This is a genomic window from Alteromonas australica, from assembly GCF_000730385.1.
Taxonomy (GTDB): domain Bacteria; phylum Pseudomonadota; class Gammaproteobacteria; order Enterobacterales; family Alteromonadaceae; genus Alteromonas; species Alteromonas australica.
The window spans coordinates 474,611-498,281 of record NZ_CP008849.1; the positions used below are offsets into that span (position 1 = coordinate 474,611).

At 46.7% G+C, this 23,671-nt stretch carries 18 protein-coding genes; 10 read left to right on the forward strand and 8 right to left on the reverse strand.

The window, feature by feature from the left end:
• Positions 1–66: 66 nt before the first annotated feature.
• The gene (locus EP13_RS02030; protein WP_044055745.1) at positions 67–270 is read right to left on the reverse strand and encodes a hypothetical protein; all 204 of its coding nucleotides are present in this window, start codon (positions 268–270) and stop codon (positions 67–69) included.
• Between the two features lie 196 nt (positions 271–466).
• On the opposite strand from EP13_RS02030, the gene mrcB reads away from it, so the two are divergent.
• Positions 467–2,788, forward strand: coding sequence for a penicillin-binding protein 1B (gene mrcB / locus EP13_RS02035; protein WP_081869549.1), 2,322 nt, complete (start codon positions 467–469; stop codon positions 2,786–2,788).
• A gap of 207 nt (positions 2,789–2,995) precedes the next feature.
• Here the strand turns inward: mrcB and EP13_RS02040 are convergent, their stop codons facing one another.
• Together EP13_RS02040 and EP13_RS02045 are read right to left on the reverse strand one after the other, a co-directional pair.
• The gene (locus tag EP13_RS02040; protein WP_044446035.1) at positions 2,996–3,295 is read right to left on the reverse strand and encodes a hypothetical protein; all 300 of its coding nucleotides are present in this window, start codon (positions 3,293–3,295) and stop codon (positions 2,996–2,998) included.
• 414 nt (positions 3,296–3,709) lie between these two features.
• Positions 3,710–4,624, reverse strand: a complete 915-nt coding sequence (locus tag EP13_RS02045) for a DUF808 domain-containing protein (RefSeq protein ID WP_044055748.1) — start codon at positions 4,622–4,624, stop codon at positions 3,710–3,712.
• Between the two features lie 152 nt (positions 4,625–4,776).
• Between EP13_RS02045 and EP13_RS02050 the strand changes: the two genes are divergently transcribed.
• Positions 4,777–5,493: an AraC family transcriptional regulator gene (locus EP13_RS02050; RefSeq protein ID WP_044055749.1), complete on the forward strand. Its 717-nt coding sequence runs from the start codon at positions 4,777–4,779 to the stop codon at positions 5,491–5,493.
• 109 nt (positions 5,494–5,602) lie between these two features.
• Positions 5,603–6,478, forward strand: coding sequence for a DMT family transporter (locus tag EP13_RS02055; protein WP_044055750.1), 876 nt, complete (start codon positions 5,603–5,605; stop codon positions 6,476–6,478).
• A gap of 65 nt (positions 6,479–6,543) precedes the next feature.
• On the opposite strand, the gene EP13_RS02060 is transcribed toward EP13_RS02055, so the two are convergent.
• Entirely contained in the window at positions 6,544–7,353 is an 810-nt protein-coding gene (locus tag EP13_RS02060; RefSeq protein ID WP_044055751.1) for a hypothetical protein, read from the reverse strand.
• A 262-nt stretch (positions 7,354–7,615) separates the two neighbouring features.
• Between EP13_RS02060 and glnK the strand changes: the two genes are divergently transcribed.
• The 4 genes from glnK (at position 7,616) to EP13_RS02080 (ending at position 12,154) form a co-directional block, all read left to right on the forward strand.
• Positions 7,616–7,954 carry a P-II family nitrogen regulator gene (gene glnK, locus EP13_RS02065; protein ID WP_012516988.1) on the forward strand — a complete coding sequence of 113 codons (339 nt, stop codon included), beginning with the start codon at positions 7,616–7,618 and terminating at the stop codon, positions 7,952–7,954.
• A gap of 32 nt (positions 7,955–7,986) precedes the next feature.
• Positions 7,987–9,225, forward strand: coding sequence for an ammonium transporter (locus EP13_RS02070; RefSeq protein ID WP_044055752.1), 1,239 nt, complete (start codon positions 7,987–7,989; stop codon positions 9,223–9,225).
• Positions 9,226–9,482: 257 nt separating this feature from the next.
• Positions 9,483–11,177 carry a gamma-glutamyltransferase gene (gene ggt, locus EP13_RS02075; RefSeq protein ID WP_044055753.1) on the forward strand — a complete coding sequence of 565 codons (1,695 nt, stop codon included), beginning with the start codon at positions 9,483–9,485 and terminating at the stop codon, positions 11,175–11,177.
• 53 nt (positions 11,178–11,230) lie between these two features.
• Positions 11,231–12,154 (forward strand): Dyp-type peroxidase, encoded by a 924-nt coding sequence (locus EP13_RS02080; RefSeq protein ID WP_044055754.1) that lies wholly within the window; start codon positions 11,231–11,233, stop codon positions 12,152–12,154.
• A 37-nt stretch (positions 12,155–12,191) separates the two neighbouring features.
• Here EP13_RS02080 and hemL read toward each other — a convergent pair whose 3' ends face one another.
• The 3 genes from hemL to EP13_RS02095 all read right to left on the reverse strand — a co-directional run bounded on the left by hemL (position 12,192) and on the right by EP13_RS02095 (position 15,249).
• On the reverse strand, positions 12,192–13,472 hold the full coding sequence (gene hemL, locus EP13_RS02085) for a glutamate-1-semialdehyde 2,1-aminomutase (RefSeq protein ID WP_044055755.1): 1,281 nt from the start codon (positions 13,470–13,472) through the stop codon (positions 12,192–12,194).
• Positions 13,459–14,490: an aspartate carbamoyltransferase gene (locus EP13_RS02090; RefSeq protein WP_044055756.1), complete on the reverse strand. Its 1,032-nt coding sequence runs from the start codon at positions 14,488–14,490 to the stop codon at positions 13,459–13,461. The genes hemL and EP13_RS02090 overlap by 14 nt, the downstream gene beginning before the upstream one ends.
• 120 nt (positions 14,491–14,610) lie before the next feature.
• Positions 14,611–15,249, reverse strand: coding sequence for a TetR/AcrR family transcriptional regulator (locus tag EP13_RS02095; RefSeq protein WP_156026718.1), 639 nt, complete (start codon positions 15,247–15,249; stop codon positions 14,611–14,613).
• Positions 15,250–15,368: 119 nt separating this feature from the next.
• Between EP13_RS02095 and EP13_RS02100 the strand changes: the two genes are divergently transcribed.
• The 3 genes from EP13_RS02100 to EP13_RS02110 all read left to right on the forward strand — a co-directional run bounded on the left by EP13_RS02100 (position 15,369) and on the right by EP13_RS02110 (position 20,531).
• Entirely contained in the window at positions 15,369–16,514 is a 1,146-nt protein-coding gene (locus EP13_RS02100; protein ID WP_044055759.1) for an efflux RND transporter periplasmic adaptor subunit, read from the forward strand.
• Entirely contained in the window at positions 16,511–19,639 is a 3,129-nt protein-coding gene (locus tag EP13_RS02105; RefSeq protein ID WP_044055760.1) for an efflux RND transporter permease subunit, read from the forward strand. Before EP13_RS02100 ends, EP13_RS02105 begins: the two co-directional genes overlap by 4 nt.
• A 175-nt stretch (positions 19,640–19,814) precedes the next feature.
• On the forward strand, positions 19,815–20,531 hold the full coding sequence (locus EP13_RS02110; RefSeq protein ID WP_044055761.1) for a DUF2982 domain-containing protein: 717 nt from the start codon (positions 19,815–19,817) through the stop codon (positions 20,529–20,531).
• Here the strand turns inward: EP13_RS02110 and EP13_RS02115 are convergent.
• A complete protein-coding gene (locus tag EP13_RS02115) occupies positions 20,521–23,643 on the reverse strand; it encodes a hybrid sensor histidine kinase/response regulator (protein ID WP_044055762.1) in 3,123 nt (1,040 codons plus the stop codon). The two genes, EP13_RS02110 and EP13_RS02115, sit on opposite strands and share 11 nt — an antisense overlap.
• Between the last annotated feature and the right edge of the window lie 28 nt (positions 23,644–23,671).

The window sequence follows — 23,671 nt, forward strand, 5'->3', positions numbered from 1 at the left end:
TCCTGTATTGTCCGACTACATGCTATCGCATACTGACTGGCTAACGCGAGTAAAATTGTCAGCCTATTATTTGGTTGGGGCTTGCTTAATAACCTTTATGACCTCGGCATTACCATTGAGTTCGGCAAGTTCCAGCAAGTAGCTTTTTTGCAGTTCATCGAGTTTTTGGCTACCAAGCAATTCCACCACGCGGTCAGCCTCGCCGCGAACAATTGATGACTGTAGCCCTTCCATATTGGCAATACTATGTGGAACGGATTGAGAAGACATAAACTTACCCCATTTGTTGATAAAGCTATTCTTGCTACGGCATAATCCTCATTATCGATTTATCAAAGGGCGAAGAATTATTCTTGTTGTTGCTTGTCTATAGCAGTGATAGGGTTCGCAAACGAAAGGTGCATCGTTGGCGCAAAAGCGCTGGTGACTGCAAGAATCAATACTCATCATCTAAGTGGCGTCTCCCGTGGCAAAAAAGCAAAGTAATCCCAAAAAGAAGTCTTCTTTCTTATTTAAATTATTCTGGCGACTTTTCTTCGTTGGTTTAGTGGTGCTAGGTGCTTATGCCTTTTATCTTGATGCGCAAATAAAGCACGAATTTTCGGGCAACAAGTGGGAAGTGCCCGCGCAGATTTTTGCCCGCCCATTACGACTTAGCAAAGGGGAAGAAATCACCGTTCAAGAAGTCCTCGATGAGCTATCTTTACTCGGTTATCGAAAGGTGACTGATGCAGACAGTAGTGGTGAATACAGTTACCGAAATGGTGTTTTAACCGTTCAGCGACGGGCGTTTCACTTCCCAGAAGGCGCTGAGCCACAGCGACATTTAGTGATCAGTTGGCAAGGTAGCAGAATTAAAGAGATACAAGATGTTAGTCAGGGACGCGCTTTCGGCTCAGTGAAATTAGAACCTTGGCTTGTGACTCGCATGGTGAGCGGTAGCCACGAAGACCGCATGCTAGTGAGTATAGATACCACGCCTGACATGCTACCAAAGGCACTGACACTAGTTGAAGATAGAAATTTTTATAATCACCACGGGGTAGCGCCCTTATCTATTCTTCGTGCATTAATGGCAAATATAGCGGCAGGGCGAACCGTTCAGGGGGGAAGTACGCTTACCCAACAATTGGTTAAGAACATGTTCTTAACCCGCGAACGCTCTATCGTACGCAAAGCAAAAGAAGCCATTATGGCGGTAATTATTGATGCGCGTTACAGTAAATCGGAAATATTGGAAGCCTACTTAAATGAAGTGTTTTTAGGGCAAAATGGCGATATGGCCGTGCACGGATTCGGCCTTGCCAGCTATTTCTATTTTGACCGCCCCGCCAATGAATTAAGTGTACCTGAGATTGCCACCTTGGTCGCTATGATCAAAGGCCCATCCTATTACAACCCAAGGCGTTACCCCGAGCGCGTTAAAGAACGTAGAGATTTAGTCTTACGCATGTTGTTTGACGAAAACGAAATTGATCGCTCTCAGTATGAACGGTATGTATCTATGCCTTTAGGGTTAGCATCGGGTGCCAGTTTAGCCAGCGGTAAACACCCCGCATTCATGGAGCAGGTAAGGCGTGAATTAAATGAAATATTAGCCGAACCGAGCTTACGTGATTCAGGGGTAAAGGTTTTTACAACCCTTGATATTGTGGCGCAGCGCAGAGCAGAAAAAGCACTTTCAAGCACGTTAAATGCGCTGCAAAAAAATCGAACCGTGCCATTAGAAGGCGCGATGATAGTCACTGACAGTGCAAAGGGTGAAGTCCGCGCGATTGTGGGGGGTAAAGACGTGTCATTTAAAGGCTTTAACCGTGCACTTGACGCCAAAAGACCCATAGGCTCCTTGGTGAAACCTGCGGTCTATTTGACCGCGCTCGAGGATCCTACCGAGTTTAACTTGGCCACGCCTTTAGCTGATGAACCTATTACCTTGGAAAGCAAAGGGGGGAAAACCTGGTCACCACAAAACTATGACAAAACGTTCAGAGGCCAAGTGTCTTTGCTACAAGGACTCACGGAATCTCTCAATATCCCTACTGTTAACTTAGGCATGCAGGTGGGTTTAGATGCGGTAGTGAATACGCTAGAAAAGTTAGGGGTAGGGGCAGCTATTGAACAAGTGCCATCGCTCACGTTAGGCGCTTTTGAGCTTACGCCTTTTAATACTAACCAAATGTATCAAACCTTATCAAATGGGGGGCGCTACATCCCACTGCACACAGTGTCAGCGGTGGTAACGGCAGACAATGGCTTATTATGGCAAAAGGCAGAATTCTTCTCACAACGTACCGATGAAGCTGCCACTTATTTGTTGAATTACGCGCTCTATAAAGTCACCACGCAGGGTACAGCGAAACGTGTTGGCGCCACCTTTGGCACCACAAATATGGCGGGTAAAACAGGCACAACTGACGATTATCGTGATAGTTGGTTTAGCGGGTTCGATCGCAACAATGTGGTGACTGTATGGGTGGGGAATGACGACAACCAACCTGTGGGATTAACCGGTGCATCAGGTGCATTACCTGTGTTCGTTAACTATATGAAATCCCAAGCGCCTAAATCCTTATCTAGGCGTTTTCCCGAAGGGCTTGGCATTGCGCATTTTGATGCGAAGACTGGCGCTGTGGTGGTGGCAGGCTGTGCGGGAAGCTTAAGTGTGCCAGCCATACTTGATGTGCTTCCTCCGCCGCAACAAGATTGCGCGGGCAAACCTGTTCGCAGTAAACAAGAGCAGGAAAAAGGCGATAAAAAGAGCTGGTGGGAACGTTGGTTTGGAGAATAAAAAAGCCAGCTGAGCACTAGAAAACACCTAGTAGGGAGCTTTCTAGTGCCTCGCTGGAAAAACGCCCAGGGAGTAGGCTTACATCTAAGTTTAAGTCTGATTCAAAACATACCGTGCGGTAGAAAATATCAGCGCACTAATGGCAAAGGCGAATACCGGGCCTAATACGAGCATGAACAAAGCACTTGTCGTTAACATGGTAGCCTCTCAAACATCGTCTTTTTTGGTCACACTATCTTGCGTCATTGGCGTGATAGTGATGTCGGCCATTAATGAATTGTCTTCTTCAATGGTTGGCTCGAAAATATGGCTCGCCGTGAGGACCTCGTGGGTAATATCCAACGATATTTCTTGCTTCACTTGGGCGACCGCCGAGCTTACAAGGTAGTCTGTGTATCGGCCCAGCTCGTTTTCTGGCTCATTGGCTTGCGCGCCGAACGCGCTCGTGGCTAGCAAGGTTAATGCAGTCATTGAAATAGCAGTGCGGTTTGTGAAATTCGTAAACATAGTTAGCTCCTTTAATTAAACGCTACAAACTGCATATCTTCAGTACTGCATTGCAGTTATTAGTTAAGTCGTGGTCTAAGTACAAATGGTTTAAACATGAATAATGAAGATATTCGTTATTTTTGTACTTGGTACCTTAGCTATAGCGAGGGGCGTGCCATTCTTGATTGTTTTTATAAGCATCTGAATTTATTGAGTTATATTTTTATGGAGAACAAGGTGCCTGCCATGACGTGTTTATTGATTACTAAAAATTGGTGATATTCACAACTGAAGTGGTCAATAACGCTAATGCGGTTTTGGAGGGCAATTGGTGGGAGCACCTGAGGGGAGTCAGAAGCCAAACATAGGGTGTAAAAATACTGAGTAAAAAGCGAGGCGGTGCTGGCTACGCCTCGCTATGTATTCGTGCGCTTACTGTTTCAATTTAGTGATTAGCGTAACCGTAACGGTGAGAATACTACCTGCAACGAACCCGACAATGCCATCAACAATAATCGCTGCTACAGGCTCAATCTGAGGAATTAAGTTGCTGGCAACTATTGCACTATGATGCACAAACTCAATGTTATGAGTGAGGATTCCACCACCGACTAAAAACATGGCAATGGTGCCCACTATAGCTAGGGTTTTCATCAATAACGGTGCCGCAATAAGTAGACCGCGACCGAAGAAACGCTGGGTAGTATTCATAGAGCCAGTTAGCGACTTTCTCAGTAAATACAAGCCCACATCATCCATTTTCACAATAGCGGCGACAATACCGTAAACGCCCAATGTAATTGCAATGCTAAGTGCGACTAACACGCCAACTTGTGTTGTAAAGCTAGCGGTACTAACACTGCCTAACGCGATGACAATGATTTCGGCTGACAAGATGAAATCGGTGCGAATAGCGCCCTTTATCTTATCTTTTTCGAACGCCACCATATCGGTTTCACTGTGACTAATTGCTGCGAGTCTTTCTTCTCTACTGTGGGTTTCGTCTTCATGAGGCAGGTATTTATGAAGCAGCTTTTCAGCGCCTTCAAAACACAGGTAAAGGCCACCAATAATCAGTAACACCGTAATTAGCGCTGGCACAAACGCACTGATCAACAATGCGGCTGGCACCAAAATAACCTTATTGAGCAAAGAGCCTTTGGCGACGGCCCATACAACCGGAAGCTCTCGATCCGCTTTCACGCCACTGACTTGGTTAGCATTAAGGGCAAGATCATCGCCTAAAACGCCGGCAGTTTTCTTGGCGGCGACTTTAGACATAACGGCGATGTCGTCCATTAGTGTTGCGATATCATCAAGCAATGCGAGTAAATTTGCAGCTGCCACCTGTGTATGTCCTTATTAAATTGAAAAATGCAGCATACGTTGCGAATACCTCAATTGGCAACGGTAACCTGCTATATTTGCGATGTTATTATGATTCAAACTAGTCTATTTACGGTAACTACTCTTGGTCATTGGCTCTACGAAGGATAATTATGTTAGCTGCACTCTCTGTCCGCTCATACACCAAGGCGATGCAACAGCATTCCCACAATTTCTATCAATTAGTGCTCCCCCTTAACGGGCATATCGCCATTCAGGTGGCGCAATTCAATGGCAATGTGGGAGTGGGGGAGGGCATTTGCATTGGGCCTAACATGCTACATCAGTTTAATGCAGAACAAGCAGCAAGATTTGTGGTGGCAGATTTAACTGAAGTTCCTCACAACATAGAAACCGCGCCAAGCCCGGTATTTCGAATTACCCCGCCTTTACAGTCGTTACTCAATTATATTGAGGTGCAATTAACCCACAGTTACAGCGATGATCTGCAGTCTTCCATGGTAGCCTTATTCACCCAACTGTTGGCCACTCAGCCCACGGGGAAGCAACTAGATAGGCGTATTACACCTATTTTAAGTCGCGTTCATCAAAACATTGCGGCGAAACACACGGTTAACGACCTCGCAAAAGCGGCCTGTATGGGCGTGACACAGTTTAAAGGGAAATTTACTGACGCTACAGGGATGGGGCTTAGGCGTTATTTGATAAAGCTGAGAATGGAAAAAGCGCGGGCACTATTAAGCCAAACCGATACGCCTATTATTGAAGTGGCAGCCCAAGTGGGTTATGACGATGTGTCAGCGTTCACCCGCCGGTTTACCCATTATTTTGGGAAGCCGCCAAAGTATTACCATCGAAAGTCGGTTTAACGACGCCTAACCAAACAAAAAATTCGGCTAATCTGCAAAGAATGTGCGTGTAAAATCACTTACTGTTTATTTTGAATATTTTATATGAATAACCCAGTTGGAGGCGTAAGTGGCAACATTTTGCGGAATAATTGCAATCTTGATGTGGGGATTGCTTGCAGTGCTAAGCGTCTATTCAGCCGACATTCCTCCATTCCAACTACTGTTTGTTTGTTTTGCCGTTTCGTGCTCTTTGGTGGTTATCAAACGGCTGGTTAAAAAAGAGCCGGTCTTGCGGAAGCCGCATTTAACGCCACGCCAGTGGGCTGTTGCCATAGGAGGGTTATTCGGGTTTCATTTTTGCTACTTTTTGGCATTGCGGTTTGCTCCGCCCATTGAGGCCAGTCTTATTGGTTACTTATGGCCGCTTTTATTAGGTGTTGCTGTGGCCAATGCCCATCAGCGTTATTTCGCCTTTGCTGGCGGCATATTCGGTTTTATCGGCTGCGGAATTTTAGTCACTGGCGGTGAAGGTGTTAACTTTAAAAGTGAGTTCGTTTTAGGCTACAGCCTTGCCCTGGCATGTGCGTTTATTTGGTCGGGATATTCTTGGTTTATGTCGCGCACCAATAGCCATGTCGAAGATATTGGCTGGATTTCTGGTGCGGTGGCGGTGTTAGCACTTGTTGCTCACCTATTGCTTGAAGAAAGCCACTGGCAATTTTCTTACCAGGCATGGGTAAGTGCGATCATGCTTGGCTTAGGGCCCGTGGGAGGGGCATTTTATTTGTGGGATGCAGGGCTGAAATTTGGGAATAAGGCTTTGTTAGCAAGCTTAAGTTTTGCTACGCCTGTTATTTCCAGTATTGCGCTGTATGTTTTTGGAATGAGCGCCCTTTCTGCCGCGGTAGGCCTGGCTATTGCTTTTATTCTGGTGGGGGCGCTAATGAGTAATGCATTGCCTGCGTTGTTCATGCGATTTGTTGTTTTAAAGAGAAATATATAGTGTCAAAAGAACGCGCGCGTCACGGTGGGCGGTGGGTGTCACTATTTGAATTCGTCATTATAAATTTAGTTAACTTTCTCTTTATTGATACGGGCTTCAATAAACTTGTCGTGTTCGCCGGTATTGGTACATTCAAGTGTACCCCCAGTCCACGTCGCAACGATAGCAAAGGACTTATTCATCGTTGAAGAGCAGTTAATTCGTTTTTTAGGGCGTTCATGATAACTTCTATCTTCTTTGCCTTTCCGCGTGTCCACGATATCTGGGCTATTCTTTTTTTCTCTAAATTCTTTTGCTGCTCGACGACTTTCTTCTTCAATCGCTTGTTCGTGCTGACTAGATAAATAATCAAGTGCACCCACCCGAGGTGACAGGTTTAACTTGCCCGCTCGTTGATTTTGGGCGCTTACTGAGGGTTTGGAGGGCTGCTCTGCATTTTGTGTCATTGTATCAGTAGATACCGGCTTTTTTGCTTCATTTAGGGGCAAAGTTTCCGGTGGCTCAGCAGCCTTCTCTTGTGAAGCTGGTGCGCTTTCATCCTCGATGTGGGCTGGTAACGTGTCTGCCGTTTTGTTTGGCGTTACTGGTGTATGGCGCGCGCTTACGGGCGGCATTTCCGGCGCATCTTCAATGGTGGGAGCGGGTGGTTCCACCTTTGTGGGCGCCTTGACTAACGGGAAGTATAGCTGGGCTTTTATTGTTGGTTTTAAAACGGTTTCTCGAGTTTCAATGATATGCGGGTGAGCCAATATTATCACCAGCACCACCATCGCGTGCAATAAGCCAGACACAACAAGGGCGCGTCCCCAAGGCTTGCGCTTAGGAACGTAAATATGTGCCGGTGTATCTTGGATAAAATGGGTTATCGCTGTCATCAACAGATACAGACCGCACTATACATACAAAAGTTCCGTCCTATATTTATCGTATTAATTAGTTTATCTACCTCATATTGCTCCAATTGTGGGCAGCGCAATGCGGTTGCACAGAAATAGTGCATTAAATGTTGCGTTTTTGTTTACCGTTTTGCCTAAGTGGTTGTTTTTTATAGATAAGAATTTGTGGCACATCTCTTGGTTTAACAATCCCATAAGACACACTATGTGCCATATAACCATTACATACTGGGAGCAACTCATGAAACTAGTCACAGCTATCATCAAGCCTTTCAAGCTAGATGATGTTCGTGAAGCCATTTCAGAAATCGGAATTGACGGGTTAACCGTTACCGAAGTGAAAGGTTTCGGACGTCAAAAAGGACACACTGAACTTTACCGCGGGGCGGAATATCAGGTGGATTTTCTACCTAAGGTTAAACTGGAAATTGCAGTTCAGGATGATCAAGTAGAACGCCTGGTTGAAGCCATCGTTGGCGCAGCCAAAACAGGCAAGATTGGGGACGGCAAGGTGTTTGTTTACGACCTTGAACACGCTGTTCGTATTCGAACTGGTGAGTCGGATAGCGACGCGCTGTAAGCCACTACGATATATTTGCGGAGAAAACCATAATGGAAATCACTTTTGAACTTGGGTATGCGCTAGATACCTTTTACTTCTTAATCTGCGGTGCACTAGTCATGTGGATGGCTGCAGGTTTTGCAATGCTAGAAGCCGGTTTGGTTCGAGCGAAAAATACCACAGAAATTCTAACTAAAAACGTGTCACTTTTTGCTATTGCTTGCACAATGTATATGATTTGCGGTTATGACATCATGTACGGCGGCGGTATCTTCCTAGACGGCATCATGGGCGACGGTGCGACTGGTGTTGCTGAAGACGCAGCAACCTATGCGCCATCTGCTGACTTCTTCTTCCAAGTTGTGTTCGTTGCAACGGCAATGTCAATTGTATCAGGTGCTGTCGCTGAACGTATGAAGCTATGGGCATTCCTTGCTTTTGCAGTGGTAATGACAGGCCTTATCTATCCAATGGAAGGTGCTTGGACATGGGGCGGCGAAGCGGTCTTCGGCATGTACACGCTTGGCGACGAAGGTTTCTCTGACTTCGCGGGTTCAGGTATCGTGCACATGGCAGGCGCAGCGGCTGCATTGGCTGGCGTACTTGTACTTGGTGCTCGTAAAGGTAAGTACACTGCTGACGGTAAAGTTAACGCAATCCCCGGTGCAAACTTACCTCTAGCTACACTAGGTACATTCATTCTTTGGATGGGTTGGTTTGGCTTCAACGGTGGTTCTGTACTTGCTACGGCTACTGTAGAAAGCGCAAACTCAGTGGCTATCGTATTTATGAATACAAACGCAGCTGCAGCTGGCGGTACTATCGCAGCGCTTATCGTCGCACGTATCATGTTCGGTAAAGCCGACCTAACAATGGCATTAAACGGCGCACTTGCAGGTCTAGTTGCTATTACTGCTGAGCCTTCAACACCAACCCCCCTTGAAGCAACTTTATTCGGTGGCCTAGGTGGTATCCTTGTTGTACTAAGCATTGTAACCCTTGATAAGCTTAAGATTGATGATCCAGTAGGCGCTATCTCTGTTCACGGTGTGGTAGGTCTTTTAGGTCTAATCCTAGTGCCTTTCACTAACGATGGTTCAAGCATTACCGGTCAGCTTTTAGGTGCAGTGACCATCTTCGTATGGGTATTTGTAACCAGCTTGGTTGTTTGGTTAGCGCTTAAAGCAATCATGGGTATCCGTGTAAGCGAAGAAGAAGAATTCGACGGCGTAGATATGAGTGAATGTGGATTGGAAGCTTATCCTGATTTCACTGGCGGTCGTTCGTAAGAAAGTCCGAGAGGCAAATTAAAATACAATAATAATGCCTTCATCACCAAGTTTAAGCCCTGCAATTGCAGGGCTTTTTTCGTTTTTCACCTTGACCAAATAAGTCTACACTAGGAGAGACCGTGGCGACTTGCTAGTGTAGGATGCAAAGCACCTAGTGTGTATGGACTCTGACGTTAGTCTTGGTGCGTTGCGCATAATATAAAAATATCTTTACCTCTTAATCGCTGAAAGAGGTTGATAACAGGGAATAGAAAATGTTGTTTCGAGTGTGCTTAGTTGTGAGTGTGTTCTTCCTGTTTGTCAGTCATTTTGCAAATGGCTACGACAGAATTACTGGAAAGCCCTTTGCAAGTCGGTCTGAGGTGATTGCGCAAAATGGTATGGTGGCGACCAGCCAGCCACTCGCCACCCAAGTGGCGTTGGACATTTTGAAGCAAGGCGGCAATGCCATAGATGCGGCCATTGCTGCTAACGCCATGTTGGGCCTGGTAGAGCCCACGGGTTCAGGTGTGGGCGGCGATCTCTTTGCTATGGTTTGGTATGCTGAAGAAAATAAGCTGTACGGGCTAAATGCATCAGGCCGCTCTCCTCGACAACTCACCGCTGACGTATTTACTGAAAAAGGACTGACACAGATTCCCAAATTTGGCCCCTTGCCGGTCTCTGTGCCAGGTGCGGTGGACGGTTGGTTTGAATTGCACAACAAATTTGGCACGTTACCTATGTCGACCCTGCTCACGCCTGCCATCCGGTACGCGCGAAATGGTTTTCCTGTTTCTGAACTCATTGCTTACTATTGGCAAGTCAATGCAGAGCGCATTGGGCACTACGAAGGGTTCGCTGAAACCTTTTTGATTAATGGTAAGTTGCCTCAAAAGGGCGATATATTTAAAAACCCCGGCCTCGCCGTCACCTATGAGAAAATTGCGACTGGCGGCCGCGATGCTTTCTACAAAGGGGATATCGCCAGAATTATTGACGCATATATGAAAAGCCAAGGGGGATACCTTTCGTATCAAGATTTATCATCTCATACGTCAGAGTGGGTTGAGCCCGTGTCTGCAAATTATCGTGGCTACGACGTGTGGGAGCTCCCACCCAATGGGCAAGGCATAGCGGCACTGCAAATACTCAATATATTGGAACGTTATGATATTGAAGGCATGGGGTTTGATTCGGCAGACTACATTCACACCTTTGTTGAGGCAAAGAAACTGGCATTTGAAGATAGAGCCAAGTTTTACGCCGACCCTGAATTTAACGCCATTCCTGTGGACTGGCTTATATCAAAGGACTATGCCCGAGAGCGTCAGGCCCTTATTGACAACGAGAAAGCGGCTACGCGGGTGGATGCTGGCCGCTATGAAGGCGATACTGTCTACCTGACTGTGGCCGACAAAGAGGGCAATATGGTCTCGCTTATCCAAAGTAATTACCGAGGAATGGGGTCGGGTATGACACCGCCGGGTTTGGGCTTTGTGCTTCAAAACCGAGGTGAGTTATTTACGTTAGAAAAGGGCCACTTTAATGAATTTCGACCCGGTAAACGGCCCTTTCACACGATTATTCCTGCGTTTGTAACCCGTAACGGTGAACCGATTCTAAGCTTTGGCGTGATGGGCGGTGGCACTCAACCCCAAATGCATGCACAAATCATTGTGAATTTGCTCGATTTTGGCATGAATTTACAGGAAGCGGGCGATGCACCCCGTATTCTTCATAGCGGCTCGAGCAGCCCTACCGGCGCGTTAATGAGGGATGGTGGCTATGTGAGCTTGGAGTCAGGTTTTTCCGAAGAGGTGCAGCGTGAACTGATGAAGCGTGGCCATACTTTACAACGGGAAGTTGGGGTGTTTGGTGGCTACCAAGCCATTGCTTGGGATAAACAAAAAAAGGTGTATATTGGTGCGTCTGAGAGCCGAAAAGATGGACAAGCCGCAGGGTATTAATACACACTTGCAAATGACTACGACATGGTGAAATAAAACAATAAAGTACGCCCATGACTCAACCACAAAAAGGCATATGTGCAGAGCCTAATTTGCATGCGCAATATCTATTACTGAATGTTATCGATGATGATAGTGAAGCCGTACGCGCCAAACTGTCACGGGTACTTGATGTATTCGAACATTTTGAGAATGAGCACTACGAGGCTATGGTAACGGGGGTTGTGGCAATAGGTACGGGTTATTGGATGGAAATATACCCCGGCTTGATCCCCGTTGAACTTGCCCCGTTTCCCGACATGCAAAGCGAAGACCGCAGTGCGCCTACCATGCCCTGTGATCTGTTCATACAAATTCGCGCAGACCGGCTAGATATATGCCATGCCATTGGCATTGAGGTGATGAACTTGTTGCGTTTGCACGTGGAGCTTGTGGAGCAAGTGCGTGGTTTTCGTTATTTAGATGGCCGAGACCTTAATGGCTACTTGTATGGTGCAGATAACCCCAGAGGCATGAAGCGAAGGAAAGTGGCTATTGTTGGTGACAACGACCCTGACTTTGTGGGGGGCAGTTATTTGCACGTTCAGCGCTATCGTCATGATTTAAGACGCTGGGATTCCTTGTCCACTCGGCAAAAAGAGCAGGTGATGGGCACAACCCAAGAGCATAACCTAGTAAGCCCAGAACAGTCTGAATCATCCCACAGTATTCGCGCAAGCATCGCCACCACTGAAAGTGGTGAGCCTAGTTTAATAAAGCAAGGCATGCCTTATGGGGACATGGCGTCTCAAGGGATGTTTTTTGTTTCGTGTTCGGCCACCGCGAGGGCGTTTAAGGCCATGCTTCATAGCCAAATTTACGGCAACGGGGAAGGCGATTACGACAGGTGGCTAGATTTTACGAGTGCTGAAACAGGCGCTGCGTTTTTTGCGCCTTCTATTCAATTTATACGCGAACAAGCCAAAATCATTGAATGAGCGGCTAAGCCGCCCAAACAATGCGTCAGCCTGCGACCTACAAAGTAGCAAATACTTTATCTGCTGCTTGTAAGGTTTTTTCAATAATGTCTTTATCGTGAAGTTTAGACACGAAGCCGGCCTCGTAAGACGCAGGTGCTAAATATACTCCCTCATTAAGCATTCCGTGATAAAACGTTTTAAAACGTTCGGTATCGCAGTTAATAGCTTGCTGGTAGTTGGTCACCTTTTTTACATCGGTGAAAAACAGTCCAAACATACTGCCCGCCACGTTTGTCGTAAATGGTATACCGTGTTTATCAGCTAACGCTTGCATCCCCTCAACCAAAGCTTTCGTGTTGTCGAATATGCTGTCATAAAGATCATCTTGCTCAATTTGGGTTAGTGCAGCAAGACCCGCTGCCATGGCGACAGGGTTACCCGACAAGGTACCTGCTTGATAAACGGGGCCGGTAGGGGCTATATGCGTAAGAATATCTCGCTTACCACCGAAACAGCCCACAGGCATACCGCCACCAATCACTTTGCCTAGGCAGGTTAAGTCGGGAGTAATGCTATATCGCTCTTGTGCGCCGCCCCGAGACACTCGAAAGCCAGTCATCACTTCATCAAATATCAGCAAGCTGCCATAGTGGTTACAAACGTCTCTAAGGCCTTGTAAAAAACCGTCAACCGGCGGGATGCAATTCATGTTTCCCGCAACAGGTTCTACAATAATACAGGCAATATCGTCACCGTGAGCGGCAAACACTTCTTTGACACTATCAAGATTATTAAATTCTACCGTGAGGGTATGCTCCGCTACATTCTCAGGGACACCTGGTGAGCTAGGCACCCCTAATGTCAGCGCGCCCGACCCAGCTTTAACTAACAGAGAATCTGCGTGGCCGTGGTAACAGCCTTCAAATTTAACAATTTTATTGCGCCCAGTGTAACCTCTCGATAACCGAATGGCTGACATCGTGGCTTCTGTGCCAGAGTTAACCATACGTACCATTTCCATAGAAGGCACCAATTTACTGACTTTCTCAGCCATGATGACTTCGGCTTCTGTAGGCGCGCCGAAAGAAAGACCATTGTATGAGGCGTCGATAACCGCTTGGCGTATTTTCTCATTGTTGTGGCCAAGGACCATAGGGCCCCACGACTGAACATAATCGATGTATTGTTTACCGTCGGCGTCCCAAATGTACGGGCCGTCAGCTTTAGTAATAAAGCGCGGCGTGCCACCTACGGCTTTAAAAGCACGCACAGGAGAGTTAACACCGCCAGGGATAGTTTGCTGTGCGCGAGAAAAAAGGGCTTCAGATTTTTGCATTTAATTCTTTACTCTTATTGCTGTACCAAATCACTTCACGTTCGTGTTTACTGACCACGTTTTCTACCCCTAACGTAAGGGCAAACAGCGCCATTCTAACTAACACGCCGTTATCGGTTTGACGGAAAATGGCAAGGTTGGGGTTTAAATTTAAATCGTTATCGAGTTCGTTAGCTTCAATACGCGAGTCGCGAGGAAGTGGATGCATGATCACTGTTTTTGATTGAAAGTGACGGGTATAAATAGACTGATTTAAACGAAACTTACCGCGATATTTATTGGCTTCTTCTTGCGACGGGAAGCGCTCTTCTTGAATACGGGTTTGGTAGCAAATGTCTGCATCCATGTTCCCTTCCAGTGTGTCTGTAATGGTGAGTCGGTGTCCCGCATTGTCAATAGCATCAATCACGGGTTGGGGCATAGCCAACTCTTTAGGTGAAATAAGGGTAAAATGAATATCCTTAAACAAACACAACAGGCGAGACAGTGAATGTACCGTTCGCCCGTAACGTAAATCTCCAATCATGGCGATATGTAAGCCATCAATGCTACCACCATTGTATTCCCGTTCACGTTTTATAGTGAATAAGTCCAACAGGGCTTGGGTAGGGTGCTCATTGGCTCCGTCACCGCCATTGATGACGGGGACACGGCTGCCTTCGGCGAACTCTGCCACTGAACCTGCGGCAGGGTGACGCATGGCAATAATGTCAGAATAGCCGCTTAATACTCGGGCTGTATCGTAAAGTGATTCCCCTTTGGCTAATGCCGAACTCGACATGCCGGTGGTTTCACGTACTTCCCCGCCCAATAAGTTAAAAGCCGTACCAAAGCTTACACGGGTACGGGTACTAGGTTCAAAAAATAAGTTACCTAAAATAGCGCCTTCTAGCACGGTGGTGCGTTTTTGACGTTTAGCGTAAGGCTGCATGGAATGAGCGACGGAGAAGACTTTCTCAATAGCATCGCGATCGAATTGATTAACCGAAAGAATATGGTTACCAGTAAAGTCTGACATAGGGCACTCAATCATCAACGAAAACGTGCGTAGTGTATAACAAAGCTAAGGCTATGTAATCCTTCTCGGTCATATATTGGCAGTGTAATTTAGGCTAAATGCCATACCACTACGTGGGGTTTATTTCGTACAATATGCCCTAAACAGGGTGGTAATTTTTTCTACTGCTGGCGCTACATGAGCGCTAATTTCTGAATCTGTCATGGGTTGACGAAGGCCACATAAAAGCATGGTGTGAAATTCACCTTTCAGCAATGCACAAAAATCAAAGGCTAACTTATGGGCTAACTCAGTGCTGAGAGTAGGGCTGCCGTAGCGCTTAAAAGCTGCGCCAAGTGTATCTAATGTGGCTAAAGGACCGGCTTGATAAAACAGCTCGGCAGCACGCGGGTTATTTCCACCCTCTGCAATAATGACGCGAAACAGTGCTATAGCGTCAGGGTCTTGCAAAAGTTTAATAAATTGCGTGCCAACCTTGGTGAGATACTTGGGCATAGGTTGGGCTTTAGCGTCGTCTTCAATCTGCAACGCATCGAGTTGGTACGAGCGGCATTTAGAACCAATTGCCGCTTTAAAAAGGCTATCTTTACTGGAAAAGTGAGAATAAACCGTTTGTTTCGACACCCCAGAGGCTTTAGCTACCGAATCCATGGAGGTATTGGCAAAGCCTTCCTTCAGGAAGAGGGTTGATGCGGCTCTAAGAATATCTTGTCGCTTCTCTTCACTCTTTGGACGCCCTTGGCGACGGGGTTCTGTCACAGGCAAATTAACCTCTCATTAAAAAAATATTAATATCAAACTGGACGGTCTAGTATTTATAAATTAGCATATCAGCACTAGAATGCCAAATTGGACGGCGATTGCTAAGGATGTCAGTCATGAATAGTACCTCTCACTACCCTATAAAAGGGACGCTATCGCTTTACTCTGCTATCGGGTTATTTGCCTTAGTATTAGTCATGTTAATGTTTGCAGCTGGCCTTAATGGTGCGCCTCAACAGGCCAGTGATGCTCCAGCTACCCGAGTTGAGACTGATACTCTCTATATTCAAGAAGGTTTTGTGACCTCTGTCTATGTGTACGGTCTCGTTGAGTCACCGAATGCATCAGATTTATCTTTTGATAGTGCAGGGCAAGTCACGGCTATTTTCAACGAGGAAGGTGATTGGGTTGAAAAAGGCGCGGTAATGGCCACCCTTGATGCTGAGCGTTTGCGAGCAAGGCAAGTTGAACTAGAAGCCTCATTAGCACGGGCAAATGCGGACTTAGCGCTTGCGAATATGACTTTGTCTCGGGTGAAAACCTTGGTGGATAAAAAGCTCATCTCTTCACAACAGCTCGATGAAGCTAATGCCTCTCAAGCATCCGCACAGGCGCAAGTTGAAGAAATCAACGCTACGCTAGCCAGCCTTGCCGTGGACAGTGACAAAACCCGATTGCTGGCTCCCTTCTCAGGTACTGTCAGTGCTCGCTATGTCGATGAGGGGGGTGTGCTGGCAGCAGGGGCTCCTCTGTTTACTTTAACCAGCAAACAGGCATATCAAATTCGCTTAGCCGTTCCCGCCGACATGCTGTCTATATTTGCGCTGGGTGAAATGGTCTCTGTTGAGTTTGAAAATGGTCAGTTAAATGGAAAGGTACTGCAACATCTCCCTATACGGAATCGACAAACCCGCACCATTGATGTTTTGGTCTCCGTGAACGCTGACGATGGCTTGCGGCCCGGTGATATGGCAAAAGTACGTGGCGAAAAAAGACATGCCGAAACTGGCGCTTGGCTGCCAGTGGGGGCGCTCAGTAACGGCTTGAGAGGTTTGTGGCGTGTTTTTGTGGTTAATCCACAAACGCAGACGTTAGAAGGGCGGGCTGTGGAAGTACTCTACACCAATGGAGAGCGAGCATTTGTGCGCGGCGCCATACGTGATCAGCAGCAATTTGTCATCAGTGGTACCCACAAATTATCGCCGGGGCAAACCGTGCGGGTGTCCTCTTCTTCGCCCATTACCACAGGTGCTGGGCAATGAAATTTATCCCTGTCGAAGAAAGTAAAGATTACCCCTGGTACACCCTGTTTTACCGTAATGGACACCTACTTATTTTAAGTTTGGTGATCCTCATGGTGGCAGGCCTCTCTGCATTGTCTGCGCTACCTCGACTAGAAGACCCAAGAATTGATACCCGCAATGCGCTCGTTATTACCGCTTATCCGGGCGCATCGGCGGCCCGAGTAGAGGCCTTGGTGAGCGACGTGATTGAAGATGAGTTACGGGAAATCTACGAAATTAAAGAGGTGAAATCTACGTCTCGTGCGGGTATCTCTGTTATCAATATTGAAACCCAAGATTGGATTGATAATAGCAGTAACGAACAGCTATTTAGCGAGATAAGAGACAGCATTAACGCCGTTGCAGAAACATTTCCTGAAGGGGTTGCTGCCCCAGTTTTTGATGAAAAGCGGGGCGCCACCGCGTTTACTCTATTACTCAGTCTTTCCGCTGAGTACCCTGAAAACACACCGCTCACATTGGTGGGTCGACTTGCAGAAGAACTCACCGATCGCCTGCGCAATGTTAACGGTACAGAACTGGTTCGCATTTATGGTGCGCCTGAGGAGGAAATTAGTGTCAGTATTTCTCCACAAAAGCTGGCGGCTACAGGGCTTACCCTGCAACAAGTGAGTCGTGTTATTCAAGCTGCTGATCCAAAGCTTCCTGCGGGGGTGTTAGATACAAAGCGCAATAACTTACGTTTTAGCGTGGCAGAAGGGTTGGATGGTATCGCCACTATTGCAGCCATCCCCCTCATTAACCAGCAAGGCCGTTATCTACGGGTGGACGATATAGCGGATGTCACGCGCGGCTATACCACCCCTCGTGCCGACATTGCCCTGGTTGACGGCGAGGAAGTCATATTTGTAGCAGCGCGTATGCAGACCTCCCTGAGGGCTGATGTGTGGACGCAAAACGCCCTTGCGGTGGTAGACCAATTCAATCAAGATTTTAAAGGTACGGTGACCGCACATACCACCTTCGAACAGAATAAATATACCGGAAAACGACTGGCTGATTTATCAGAAAATTTGGTGATGGGTTGTGCCGTGGTGATGCTGGTTATCTTTTTATTCATGGGGTTTAGAGCGTCGTGGATTGTGGGTCTAGCTTTACCCCTATGCGCCGCCTTCGCCTTGTTTTCGTTAAACTTCTATAACGAGCAAATTCATCAAATGTCGATTTTCGGCATGATTATCGCCATCGGATTATTAATAGACAATGCCATTGTCATTACAGATGAAATACGAATCAATCTGCAAGACCCAGCCCTTACCAGAGTAGGGGCTATGGCGAAAAGCGTGTCTCATTTATTTGCCCCTTTATTGGCCTCTACGTTGACCACAGTATTAGGCTTCATGCCGATATTCTTGCTTAACGGTAATATTGGAGATTTTGTTGGGCCCATTGCCATCAGCGTGGTCATGGCGTTAATTGGCTCGTTATTCATTTCATTAACTATCATTGCTGCACTTGCTGCGCGCTTTTTACCAAAAGGTGCACAGAGTGGCAGTGTTGCCGTGAAATCCTGGTGGCAAGTTGGCTTACAAGCCCCTAATTTGTCACACAGTTTTAGTCTGCAGCTAGGACGCTGGATTAGGCAGCCATGGTGGGTCATTCCTATCGTGCTGGTGTTTTGCCTTTCTGGCTTTATTTTGTCGGGTACATTGGCCAATGTGTTCTTTCCCAGTGCCGATAGAGACCAGTTTGAAGTGTACCTTTGGACCAAAGACGGCAGCAGTATTACTCATACCCAAGCGGCGGCTATAGAAGCAGATGCTATTATCCGCCAGCGCTCTGGTGTAGAGCAAGTTAGCTGGTTAGTGGGCGGGTCTGCTCCCTCGGTGTATTACAACCAAATTATGACTCGCGATAATTTGCCTAATTTCGCCAATGCCGTAGTAACCACTGAAACCGTTGCTCATGCTTCACAGCTTATTGCTACTTTACAATCAACGCTTGATGAACAAATGCCTAATGTACAAGTGGTCGTCAGGGCCTTTGGTCAAGGCCCCCCCATTGCCGCCCCTGTAGAAGTGGAAATATTTGGCCCCGATTTAGAGGTACTAAACGAACTGGGGCAGCAAGTACGCTATTTGATTTCTGAAGTGCCGGGCGTTTCCCAGTCGATTGCCAGTATTACCATTGGCGAGCCAGAACTCAAAGTAAAAGCCGACAGCGATACCTTGTCTTATTTAGGTATGTCGTTGTCCGATCTCGCCACTCAGATGCAAGTGAATTTTTCAGGTCTTGCGGGCGGCTCGGTGCTAGAAAGCACCGAAGAAATCCCCGTGAAAGTAAGGTTATCTGCCGATTTCAGAGAAGATGTGTCAGGCCTTGGTGCAATGCCCTTGCCCGTTGAAAATGCGCAAATGTGGTCCACGTTAAGTGCAATATCTTCGTTAACGTTAGCACCTGCCATTAGCAGTATCACGCGGCAGGACGGAGAAAGGGTTAATCGCGTACAAGCGTTTTTATTGCCTGGTGTTCCCGCCGTAGACGCCAGTAATGCCCTTAGGGAAAAGCTGGCTCAGCAATTATCCTTACCTCAAGGGTATCGTATCCATTTAGCCGGGGATGCCGATGAGCAGCAGCAAGCCTTAGGCCAGTTAGGAACCTATGCGCCCGTCCTGCTTGTGCTCATGATCACCACGCTTATTCTCACATTTAGTAGCTTACGTATGGCAGGTGTTATCGCGCTTGTGGCAATACTTTCAGTGGGTTTGGGTATGTTTAGCCTTTGGTTATCAGGTTTGCCCGTTGGTTTTAATCCGTTACTCGGGTGCGCCGGGCTTATTGGCGTTGCTATCAATGGCTCCATCGTGGTTATCGCCGCAATTAATGCAAACCCCAAAGCTAAACAGGGGGATACTCGGGAAATTGTTAAGGAAACCATGGGGTGTAGCCGACATATTTTATCAACTACATTCACCACCGTGGGCGGCTTGGTTCCACTATTACTATTCAGCGAAGGTAGCTTTTGGCCACCCCTGGCGGTCGTACTAGCGGGTGGGGTAGGCTTTTCTGTTATATTGTCTTTGGTTTTCACGCCTACTGTGGTGGCAGCATTTCAACGCTATCGTTATCGTGTTAGCCGTTAACAAAACACCCATTTACAGGGTAAACTATTGCTTTAACACGCACGTATTGGTTTTATGAACAAAAAGCTTCAGCAGCATTCATCGCCTCGGCGCTGGTGGCAAACACATTGCCCTGTCTGTTTTCGGCTTCGCCTTTACGTGGTCTGGGGCCTCATCATGATGGTTGTGTATTTTTATGTCTGGCGATAACGCTGAACCCATTTATATTCGTGCTGCGTCTAAAAGTAACGGCATTACCTCTATTGTCATTGGCTTGGTCGGGCTATTTGTTTCTGCACTTTGGTTTGTATTGTTGCCATCTTGGTTGGTATTGGCGGGTATCTTTATTACTAGCGCATCTTTAATCGCCCTGTTGATAGGCTACTTCAAAGTTCGTGAGCCCGAATTTAGTTTAGAGATGACTCCAGAGCATATTATTTATCGCCATAGATTAGGGCGTTGGCAAATCGATTGGGACAACCTGCAGCGGGCTGATTGCCCAAAGGTGAGAGCGGGTCTCACCCACGTAGAGTTAGAAACGGTGGGGTTTAAGCTTAAAGACTACCGCAATTTTTTGCATTCTATTTCGCCCCGGTTAGCCACCCACTTACTGATGGAGCAACGGCCTCTTTTATTGCAAAACTCAGAGGATAATTGCGCCACGGGCAGTTGTTATGAGCAGTCTATGTTCGACGACAAGCACTTTACGCTAAGTGACGGCACAGTCCTCACTGGGGTGAAAGCTATGCTGGCAAACCGCATGGTTGAACTTAGGCGTAGGCTTGGTTTTGATGTGTATATTGCCACGTCCGATATAGATCGCACCCCAACCGAATTTGCTGCGTTAATTGCACAGTGCCAGCAAGCACGTGCACAATTAAAGCTAGAGACACAATCATCTATCAATGAATAATTGATTTTTTACTGTCTATCACCATTTGCTGAGCTTCATTCAGGAAGGTAGGAATGTGCTCTTCAACAATAAAGTGCTGGCCCAGCTTTAGGGCCGTTTCTAGTTCGTCTGCCAGGTTTTGCAGGCGAGGTACCCCAGTATAGCAACAGGCACCATGAAGCTTGTGTATCTCCGCTTTTAAACCATTGAAATCGCGTTTTTCCCACAGTGTTCTTATAGTGACGATAGCGTCGGGCAGGAGTTCGATAAAGTCCGTCAGCAATTCCTTCGCGGCGTCGTGATTTTGGTTTGCCCGCTTGAGGGCAAGCTGCCAATCTATACTTGGTAGCGTAATGTGTGCCGGTTCAACTTGGTGGCACCAAGAACGAATTAAGTCGATGAGCTGCGCGAGTTCAATGGGCTTAGGTAAGTAGTCGTCCATTCCTGAGGCGAGAAGCCGCTCTTGCTCTTCTTTAAAGGCGTGAGCAGTAACCGCAATAATGGGGGTGCCTAAGTTCAATGGCGTTTGTCTAATCCCTCTAGATGCTTGTAAACCGTCCATGCCTGGCATTTGAACATCCATTAGAATTAGGTCGAACTCTTGGGTTTGACAGCGGCTTACCGCATCCTGCCCACTGTTGGTAGTAATAAGGGTGACAGGAGAACCGTCTAACCAGGTATGGAGCAGTTTTAAATTCATGTCCATGTCGTCCACTGCTAATATGCGCGCTTTGGGAAGGGCATTAATTTTCTGCTGCAACGGGTTACGCGTCTGCGTTTTCTTGCTGTGTACTAAGCCATCTAATTTAGTGGCGGTCATCGGCATTCTAAGTTGCGTATTAAAATGCTGAGTTAAGCTTGGATACTGTGTGAAAGGTTCTGGACCTGAATACCATAAAATGCGTTTTTTCGCTGGAAACTGTACAAACCGGCTAAGCAAGGTATCTCGCTGGTTCAATTTACTCACAGGAGCGGTAGCCATGAAAAAGTCAGGGCATATCGTTAGGTTGGAAAGATAGTCTAACGACTCTACACTGGTAACTTTTGCGCCCAAGCGAGTCAACATAGCTGCACTTGCTCGTCGTGTGGCGGGTATGGGGTCATAGATAACCACATGTTTGTTCTGCCAGTCAGGGTCGGTACTCAGTGCATATTTTTGGCTTAAATGGTTTGTTCTTAACGTCACATTAAAGGTTGAGCCTAAGCCGGGTATACTTTTTAGGGTTAAATCTCCCCGCATCAAGCGCACGAGCTCTCGGCTGATCACTAAACCTAAGCCGGTGCCTTGATAATTTCGGTTGAGCGCATCGTCTACCTGTGAAAAGGCACTAAAGAGTTTTTTGCGATCTTGGCGGCTTATACCAATGCCAGTATCTTCTACCACAATATTGATTTCATGTATGCCATGGGGCAAAGAGCGACCCGATACCGCCAAGGTGATAGTACCTGATGAAGTAAACTTAAGGGCGTTACTCAGCAAGTTATTAAGGATTTGTTTTATTCTAAATACATCGCCAATCAGCTTTTCTGGTAACGGCGCTACATCAAGGACAAACTCTAATTTTTTGCTGTGCGCAGACTTTGCCATGAGAGTGACCATCTCTTCTAACAGCTTGTTAGGTGAAAATGGCTGGTTGTTAATTTGTAGCTTGCCAGCTTCAATTTTAGAAAAGTCTAAAACGTCATTCACTATAGTGAGTAGGTTGTCTGCTGCGGTATCGATGATACGCACCTGTTCTTGTTGCTCGGTAGGTAAAGCGGCATTAGTTAACTCACGGCTAAACCCTAAAATAGCATTCAGCGGAGTTCTGATTTCATGGCTCATATTGGCAAGAAACTGTGATTTAACATTGCTGGCTTTTATGGCGTCTTTGCGGGCAATATCCAGCCTGGCGTTTTGCTCTTCTATTAGCTCCATATTGTTGCGTAAATCGTCAGTGGCTTGCGCAACTTCGAGCTCCAATTGGCTTCGGCTTTTCTCCATAAGCGCCAATGAAAACAAGCCAGATTCAAAAAATACGCCGGCCTGAAAGCAATAGGTGGTGAAGTCATTAGATGGCAATACGCCAATCAAACTTAGCATGCCAATAATGGCACCCAGCGCCAGCATAGACCATGCAATCATGAAATAACGTGCGGGCTTAAAGTGATTGAAAAAAGCCTCAAAGCCCGCGTAGATATAGCTACATATGGCGATTAACCCCACACCATAAACTAAGTTGTTTTTCCATATGGACGGCAGTACATCAGTAAAGCAAATTACACCAACAGCTACCTGCACGAAAAGAAGCAGCATAATTATGGGGTGTGCCATGGTCGCGTTTTGTTTGGTTTCTAGGAAGCTAACCGTAAACAAACCAGAGCATATGCCTATAATCACAAAAATAAGTTCAGTATGCCCCACCAACCAGGTAGGTATACCTGAGGGAAAGAAAAAGTGGATATGTCCACCCCATACAAATTGCCAGAGGATAACGGCCAAGATATAGCCGATGTAGGCAATTAGGCTCTTTTCCTTCACGCCAAAGAAAAGCACCAAGTTGTAAACGGCTAAGATAAGTAACCCACCATAAAATAGCCCCCAAAGCAGGCTGTCCCACTGAAAATAGGTACTATGTAATGGCTCCGGTTGGATTTTGAGGGGAGTAATCAGGCTAGATGACTGGCTTTCTATACGGATATACACGTCAACCCGCTCGGGGTTGGGTAAGTGTACTCTGAAGGTGGGGACGCGAAAGCGTTGCTCTTGCTGGGATTTACCTTGATGGCTTTGGCTAAGGACCTTGCCATCTTGAACGAGGTAAAAATCCACTTTATCGAGTTGGCTGAAATTGATGGTGAGCACCCAATCTTCTTCGTTGGTGATATTTGCAAAAGAAGTAAGTAACCACATACCTTGTGAGCGGAAGCCAAAGTTAGGGTTGTCATGGGGGTGCATACGAAAATCGCTGCGTCTGTTGCTTACATCACCAATGGTAAGAGGCAGGTCTGTCTCATGCAGATAATAGAGAGACTTAGATAACTCGATACTGGTATCTTCTTCAAACAGCTGCTGAGTATGCTGGGCAAAAGCAGGACACAGCAGCACAGAGTACAGCGAAAAGAGTATAAATAACGATTGGCAAACGCGCATGAGATTACTATTTCTTGATATTCTCAGG

Bases quoted from the DNA above. Each gene is read 5' to 3' on its own strand.
- EP13_RS02070 (WP_044055752.1), top strand. From the start codon at position 7,987: ATGGAAATCACTTTTGAACTTGGGTATGCGCTAGATACCTTTTACTTC.
- EP13_RS02080 (WP_044055754.1), top strand. From the start codon at position 11,231: ATGACTCAACCACAAAAAGGCATATGTGCAGAGCCTAATTTGCATGCG.
- EP13_RS02105 (WP_044055760.1), top strand. From the start codon at position 16,511: ATGAAATTTATCCCTGTCGAAGAAAGTAAAGATTACCCCTGGTACACC.
- hemL (WP_044055755.1), bottom strand. From the start codon at position 13,472: ATGCAAAAATCTGAAGCCCTTTTTTCTCGCGCACAGCAAACTATCCCT.
- EP13_RS02090 (WP_044055756.1), bottom strand. From the start codon at position 14,490: ATGTCAGACTTTACTGGTAACCATATTCTTTCGGTTAATCAATTCGAT.
- EP13_RS02110 (WP_044055761.1), top strand. From the start codon at position 19,815: ATGTCTGGCGATAACGCTGAACCCATTTATATTCGTGCTGCGTCTAAA.
- ggt (WP_044055753.1), top strand. From the start codon at position 9,483: ATGTTGTTTCGAGTGTGCTTAGTTGTGAGTGTGTTCTTCCTGTTTGTC.
- EP13_RS02040 (WP_044446035.1), bottom strand. From the start codon at position 3,295: ATGTTTACGAATTTCACAAACCGCACTGCTATTTCAATGACTGCATTA.
- glnK (WP_012516988.1), top strand. From the start codon at position 7,616: ATGAAACTAGTCACAGCTATCATCAAGCCTTTCAAGCTAGATGATGTT.
- EP13_RS02050 (WP_044055749.1), top strand. From the start codon at position 4,777: ATGTTAGCTGCACTCTCTGTCCGCTCATACACCAAGGCGATGCAACAG.
- EP13_RS02115 (WP_044055762.1), bottom strand. From the start codon at position 23,643: ATGCGCGTTTGCCAATCGTTATTTATACTCTTTTCGCTGTACTCTGTG.
- EP13_RS02100 (WP_044055759.1), top strand. From the start codon at position 15,369: ATGAATAGTACCTCTCACTACCCTATAAAAGGGACGCTATCGCTTTAC.
- EP13_RS02030 (WP_044055745.1), bottom strand. From the start codon at position 270: ATGTCTTCTCAATCCGTTCCACATAGTATTGCCAATATGGAAGGGCTA.
- EP13_RS02060 (WP_044055751.1), bottom strand. From the start codon at position 7,353: ATGACAGCGATAACCCATTTTATCCAAGATACACCGGCACATATTTAC.